This is a genomic window from Actinomadura roseirufa, from assembly GCF_900659635.1.
GTDB lineage: Bacteria > Actinomycetota > Actinomycetes > Streptosporangiales > Streptosporangiaceae > Spirillospora > Spirillospora roseirufa.
Map to the genome: position 1 here is coordinate 1 of NZ_CAACVB010000362.1, position 6,299 is coordinate 6,299.

Genomic DNA, 6,299 nt, shown 5'->3' on the forward strand with positions numbered 1-6,299 from the left:
GATCCTCGTGGGGCTGCTGGAGCGGTACTGGGCCGCCGCGGTCGAGCCGTTCTGGCCGCGGATCCGCGACCTGCTGGAGGGCGACGTGCTGCGCCGCACCCGCGCGCTGGCCGCGCACGGCGCGGCGGGCGTGTTCGGCGACCTGCACGAGGCGGTGGCCTGGCGCGCCGGGACGCTGCGCGTCGACCGCCGCTGGCGGTTCCGCGGGGAGCTGGCCGGGCGCGGCCTGCTCCTCGTGCCGAGCGCGTTCGTCTGGCCGGACGTGTCGATCATGGCGCCGCCCTACCAGCCGATGCTGAGCTACCCGCCGACCGGCGTGGGGACGCTCTGGGAGACGGGCCGTACCGAGAGCGGCCGGCGGGCCGCGGACCCGCTCGCCGCGCTGCTCGGCCGCAGCCGCGCCGCGCTGCTCGCCGCGCTCGCGACGCCCGCGTCCACGACGGAGCTGGCGGGGCGGATCGGGGTGACGCCGGGGGCGGTGAGCCAGCATCTGGCGGTGCTGCGCTCGTGCGGGCTGGTCACGGGGCACCGCCTCGGGCGCCGCGTGCTGTACGTCCGCACCGCGGAGGGCGACGCGCTGGCCGCGCGCGGACGGCCGCCGGGCGGGCGGGGTCAGCGCAGGGAGGCGAGGGCGTCCAGGCGCAGCGCGCCGGGGCCGGTCTCGGAGGCGTAGCGGCCGGACTCGGCCAGCCAGTCCAGATGCGCGCGGGGGGTGTCCAGCAGCACCTTGACGACCTGCGCGGACGCGGCGCGCTGGGCGACCGTCAGCTGGAGCCGGTCGAGCATCTCCGGCAGCCGCCGCGCGGCCTTCCAGGCGTCCTCGATCCGCCCGGCGACCAGGTCGACGACCACGCCGGCCGCGGCGGCGGGGTCCAGCCCGTCGGCCCGCGCGATCACCGCGGGCAGGTCGTGGACGTCCCCGCGGGCCGCCTCCAGGTCGTGGGAGGCGAGGTCGTTCGCCCAGGCCACGACGTCGGCGACGCTGTCGGCGAGGGTCTTCCAGCCGGGGGTGCGCAGCAGCCGCGGCGCCAGCTCGACGCCGAGCACGGGCTCGATCAGGTCGTACAGGAAGGGGCCGCACGCCCGCCGGCGCAGCGGCGCGAACTCGGCGGGCGAGGGGGTGTGCCCGATGCGCCGGTTGACGGCCTCCTCGGCGCAGCCGTCGCGGTGGGACTCCAGGTGCAGCATGAAGCGGCGGCGCCAGTCCCGCGACATCCCGCGGGAGGTGGTGTGCCACAGCTCCACCAGGGTGGCCTCCAGGGGCCGCGCGCCCGGCCGGGCGTGGCCGCGCCGCATCGCGCGGAGCAGATCGTCGTAGAGGGCGTGGACGGCGCTGCCGCTGTCGGCGAGCGGCGGGTGGTCCAGCGTGTCGTCCAGGGCCAGGGTCCAGGTCAGCCAGCGGGCGAACAGGTCCACCGCGGCGAGTTCGGCGTCGGGGAAGATCCGCGCGGCGAGCCGCTCGCACCTGGCGCGGCCGAGCGGCGAGGTGTCGGGGTCGCCGAGCACCAGACCCCGTCCGCGCGCCCAGGTCTCCACCTGCGCACACAGCTGCCACGACTCCGGATGCATGGCCGAGGGGGTGGCCAGCGGGGCCACCCGGTCGGTCGTCGAGAGAAGAAGTGAGATGTCCACGACCCGGCTCACGCTAATGACCGATTCGGGTCCTTCCCATGATCGCCACGTCAATTTTTGGGGAAGGACGCATCAGGGAAGAGTCATGGCTGAGTCTGCCCTTCCCCTCGGCCGACGTGGCAGAGTTCGTTGATCATGAAGGACCGATCCAGGAGGACACGTGTCCGGACGGAGTACGGCGGCGGCGTTCTGCGCGACCCTGGCGGCGGTGGCGCTGTCCGCGGCGGCCTGCGGAGGCGGTGACGGCGGCACGGTGCAGGGCGTGAAACTGATCAAGAAGGACGCGCTGACCTCGTGCACCCACCTGCCCTATCCGCCGTTCCAGGTCGAGCAGAACGGCAAGGTGGTGGGCTTCGACGTCGACCTGATCGATCTCGTCGCCAAGAAGCTCGGGGTCACGCAGAAGATCATCGACACCCAGTTCGAGACCATGAAGACGGGGGCGGCGCTGAATGCGGGCAAATGCGACATCGTCATGGGCGGCATGACGATCAAGCCGGACCGGGTGACGTTCATGGACGTGTCCAAGCCGTACTTCGACGCCACCCAGGCGCTGCTGGCCAAGAAGGGCAGCCCCATCACCTCCCTGGACGGCGTCAAGACCGCGAAGGCGAAGCTGGGCGCGCAGTCGGGCACCACCGGCGAGGACTTCGTCAAGGGCAAGGGCCTCGACCCGCGCTCGTTCGACAACTCGCTCGCCGAGCTGGACGGCCTGCGCACCGGCCAGGTCGACGTGATCGTGCAGGACTACCCGGTCGTGCGGACCTGGCTGAAGGACCCCGTGAACGCCAAGTACGCGATCGCCGCGAACCTCAACACCGGCGAGCAGTACGGCTTCTGGATCCGCAAGGGCTACAACCCCAAGCTCGTCGAGCTGACGAACCAGGTGATCGAGCAGGCCAAGGCCGACGGCACCTACAAGAAGATCTACGAGAAATGGATTGGCCCGATGCCGAAGGCGGGCGGCCCCGCGTGACGGCGGAGCAGGCGGCGGTTCCGGGCGGGATGTCCCGGCGGCGGCGCCGCCAGATCTCCCTGTGGACCCAGTACGGCCTGTTCGCCGCCGTGGTGCTCGTCGTCGCGCTGCTGGCGGACTGGCCGAAGCTGCGGGTCAACTTCGCCAACTGGGGCGTCGCGAAGGACCTGTTCCCCGACGTCATCACGGTCGGCCTGCGCAACACCGTCGTGTACACCGCCGTGGGCTTCGGCATCGGCCTCGCGCTCGGCCTGGTGATCGCGCTGATGCGGCTGTCGTCGGCGGCGCCCTACCGGTGGTTCGCCACCGTCTACATCGAGGTGTTCCGCGGCCTGCCGCTGCTGCTGATCTTCATCTTCGTCGGCGTGGGGGTGCCGCTGGCCTTTCCCGGCACCACCATCCCCGGCGGCGCGGTCGGGCAGACGGGCGTCGCGCTCGGCGTGTCCGCGGCGGCCTACATGGCCGAGACGATCCGCGCCGGGATCGAGGCGGTCCCGCGAGGGCAGACGGAGGCGGCCCGCTCGCTCGGCATGTCGCACGGCCGGGCGATGGCCTCGATCGTCCTCCCGCAGGCGTTCCGGATCGTCGTCCCGCCGCTCACCAACCAGCTCGTGCTCCTGTGCAAGGACTCCTCGCTCGTGCTGTTCCTCGGCGTCACGCTGGAGCAGCGCGAGCTGACCAAGTTCGGCCGGGACCTCGCGGGCCAGCAGGGCAACACCACACCGATCATCGTGGCCGGGATCTGCTACCTGGTCGTCACGATTCCGCTGAGCCTGCTGGCCAGGCGGCTGGAGGCACGGCGGCACGGGGGGCGGCGATGAAGGACACGCGACCGGGCACGGGCGCCGCGGCGGGCGGCCGGGCCATCGAGATCAGCGGGCTGCGCAAGTCGTTCGGGACGACCGAGGTGCTGCGCGGCATCGACTTCCACGTCGAGCGCGGCGAGGTCGTCTGCGTCATCGGCCCGTCCGGATCGGGCAAGTCGACCCTGCTGCGCTGCGTGAACCTGCTGGAGGAGCCGTCGGCGGGGACGATCCGGGTGGCCGGCGTCGACGTGACGGACCCGGACGTCGACATCGACGCCGTCCGCCGGGGGATCGGGATGGTCTTCCAGTCCTTCAACCTCTTCCCGCACCTGACGGCGCTCGGGAACGTCACGATCGCCCAGCGCAAGGTCCTGCGGCGCGGCCGGGCCGAGGCCGAGCGGATCGCCCGGGAGAACCTCGGCCGGGTCGGGCTGGCCGACCGGGTCGGCGCCTTCCCCGCGCAGCTCTCGGGCGGCCAGCAGCAGCGCGTGGCGATCGCCCGCGCGCTGGCGATGGGGCCCGGGGTGATGTTGTTCGACGAGCCGACCTCGGCGCTGGACCCCGAGCTCGTCGGCGACGTGCTCGGGGTGATGCGCGGGCTGGCGGTGGAGGGGATGACCATGCTCGTCGTCACGCACGAGATGAGCTTCGCCCGCGAGGTCGCCGACCGGGTGGTGTTCATGGACGGCGGCGTGGTCGTCGAGGAGGGTCCGCCGTCCCGGGTGATCGCCGACCCGGCGCACGAGCGGACCCGGGCGTTCCTGTCCCGCGTGCTGGATCCGGCCGCGGCGCGGATCGAGGACGCGGACGCTGCGGTGGACGCCGACGTCGGCGATGCCGCCGCCGAGGACGGCCGCCCGTAGACTGACCGTTAACCGTGCAGACCGCCCCGGATCGGGGGAAACGCACGGAATGGACGGGGCGTTCGCGTAACGTCGCGGTAACAGCGGACGGGCATACTGCAAGGTAGCCGAGCCCGCCGCGCGGCGCCCGGCCCGGCGGGCGCGTGCGGGTCCGGCGGGGAACCACCGAGGGAGAGGGCATTGGACCGACAGCAGGAGTTCGTGCTCCGCACACTGGAGGAGCGGGACATCCGCTTCATCCGGCTGTGGTTCACCGACGTCCTCGGGTTCCTGAAGTCGGTGGCGGTCGCCCCCGCCGAACTGGAGGGGGCCTTCGGCGAGGGGATCGGCTTCGACGGCTCGGCGATCGAGGGCTTCGCCCGGGTCTACGAGGCCGACATGATCGCCAAGCCGGACCCGTCCACGTTCCAGGTGCTGCCCTGGCGCTCGGAGTCGCCGGGCGTGGGCCGCATGTTCTGCGACATCCTCATGCCGGACGGGACGCCGAGCTTCGCCGACCCGCGCTACGTCCTCAAGCGGGCGCTGGCCCGCGCCGCCGATCTCGGGTTCACCTTCTATACCCACCCCGAGATCGAGTTCTTCCTGCTCAACGACAAGCCGGAGGACGGCCGCGAGCCCGAGCCCGCCGATGCCGGCGGCTATTTCGACCACACCCCGCACAGCGCCGCGCACGACTTCCGCCGCAATGCCATCACCATGCTGGAGGCGATGGGCATCTCGGTGGAGTTCAGCCACCACGAGGGCGCCCCGGGCCAGCAGGAGATCGACCTGCGGTACGCCGACGCGCTCACCACCGCCGACAACATCATGACGTTCCGGCTGGTCATGAAGGAGGTCGCGCTGGAGCAGGGCGTGTTCGCCTCGTTCATGCCCAAGCCGTTCACCGAGCATCCGGGCTCCGGCATGCACACCCACATGTCGCTGTTCGAGGGCGACCGCAACGCCTTCTACGAGCCGGGCGCGGAGTACAAGCTCTCCAAGGCCGGGCGCGCGTTCATCGCGGGGCTGCTCCGGCACTCGGCGGAGATCACCGCCGTGTGCAACCAGTGGGTGAACTCCTACAAGCGGCTGTGGGGCGGCGTCGGCTCCGCGGCGGGCGCCGGCGGCGAGGCCCCGTCCTACATCTGCTGGGGCCACAACAACCGGTCCGCGCTCGTCCGGGTGCCCATGTACAAGCCCCACAAGGGCCACTCGACCCGCATCGAGTTCCGCTCGCTGGACACCGCCGCCAACCCCTACCTGGCGTTCGCGGCGATCCTCGGCGCCGGGCTCAAGGGCATCGAGGAGGGCTACGAGCTGCCGCCGGGCGCGGAGGACGACGTGTGGGCGCTCACCTCGGCCGAGCGGCGCGCCCTCGGCATCGAGCCGCTGCCGCAGAACCTGGACGAGGCGATCCACGCGATGGAGCGCAGCGAGCTGATGGCCGACGTCCTCGGCGAGCACGTCTTCGACTTCTTCCTGCGCAACAAGCGCCAGGAGTGGGAGGAATACCGCCGCCAGGTCACCCCGTTCGAGCGGCGCCGCCTCATCGCCGTCCTCTAGCGCGGCCTGGAGCGCTCCTGGAGCGCTCCGGCGCGGGGCGCCGCGGGGACCGGACGCGACCGAAATCTCGTCCGGGCACGGCGGGACGGGACCGCGCGCGCCCGCCGGATTACGGTTGAGGGCGTGAGCGAGCCGTGGACCGATCGCCGCCCTTCCCTGGCGGGCCGCCTGGCGAGGCTGGGCTTCACCGACGCCGGCCGGGCCGGGACCCTCATCCTCGCCGCCGAGCGGGACGGGGGCGCCGAGCTCGGCAACGACCTGCTGGAGGCGCTCGGCGCGACCGCCGATCCCGATCTCGCGCTGGACGGGCTGCTGCGGCTGCTCGCGGCGGCGGACGAGCGGGGCGAGGGCGCCGCGCTGCGGGCCGCGCTGGCCGCCGAGCCGGGCACCCGGGAGCGGCTGCCCATGGTCCTCGGGGTCAGCGCCGCGCTGGCCGACCATCTCGCGCGCCACCCCGGCGACTGGCGGGTCCTGCGGGAT

At 72.7% G+C, this 6,299-nt stretch carries 6 protein-coding genes and 1 pseudogene; 6 read left to right on the forward strand and 1 reads right to left on the reverse strand.

Going from position 1 to position 6,299, the window contains the following annotated elements:
• Positions 1-673: ArsR/SmtB family transcription factor (locus tag E1291_RS37795; protein ID WP_131742848.1), on the forward strand; the 673-nt coding region annotated here is incomplete at its 5' end.
• On the opposite strand, the gene E1291_RS37800 is transcribed toward E1291_RS37795, so the two are convergent.
• Positions 613-1,632 (reverse strand): terpene synthase family protein, encoded by a 1,020-nt coding sequence (locus tag E1291_RS37800; protein WP_131742849.1) that lies wholly within the window; start codon positions 1,630-1,632, stop codon positions 613-615. The two genes, E1291_RS37795 and E1291_RS37800, sit on opposite strands and share 61 nt — an antisense overlap.
• Before the next feature lie 160 nt (positions 1,633-1,792).
• Here E1291_RS37800 and E1291_RS37805 point away from each other — a divergent pair, with 160 nt between their 5' ends.
• The 5 genes and pseudogenes from E1291_RS37805 to E1291_RS37825 all read left to right on the forward strand — a co-directional run.
• Entirely contained in the window at positions 1,793-2,608 is an 816-nt protein-coding gene (locus tag E1291_RS37805; RefSeq protein WP_131742850.1) for a transporter substrate-binding domain-containing protein, read from the forward strand.
• Positions 2,605-3,429, forward strand: coding sequence for an amino acid ABC transporter permease (locus E1291_RS37810; RefSeq protein ID WP_242614629.1), 825 nt, complete (start codon positions 2,605-2,607; stop codon positions 3,427-3,429). The genes E1291_RS37805 and E1291_RS37810 overlap by 4 nt, the downstream gene beginning before the upstream one ends.
• Positions 3,426-4,277, forward strand: coding sequence for an amino acid ABC transporter ATP-binding protein (locus E1291_RS37815; RefSeq protein WP_131742852.1), 852 nt, complete (start codon positions 3,426-3,428; stop codon positions 4,275-4,277). The genes E1291_RS37810 and E1291_RS37815 overlap by 4 nt, the downstream gene beginning before the upstream one ends.
• 180 nt (positions 4,278-4,457) lie before the next feature.
• Positions 4,458-5,819, forward strand: coding sequence for a gamma-glutamylpolyamine synthetase GlnA2 (gene glnA2, locus E1291_RS37820; protein ID WP_131742853.1), 1,362 nt, complete (start codon positions 4,458-4,460; stop codon positions 5,817-5,819).
• Between the two features lie 123 nt (positions 5,820-5,942).
• Positions 5,943-6,299 (forward strand): annotated as a pseudogene (locus E1291_RS37825) (bifunctional [glutamine synthetase] adenylyltransferase/[glutamine synthetase]-adenylyl-L-tyrosine phosphorylase); the annotation flags it as partial.

What these genes read in the sequence shown, in the direction of transcription:
- E1291_RS37815 (WP_131742852.1), top strand. Translation starts at nt 3,426, where the DNA reads ATGAAGGACACGCGACCGGGCACGGGCGCCGCGGCGGGCGGCCGGGCC.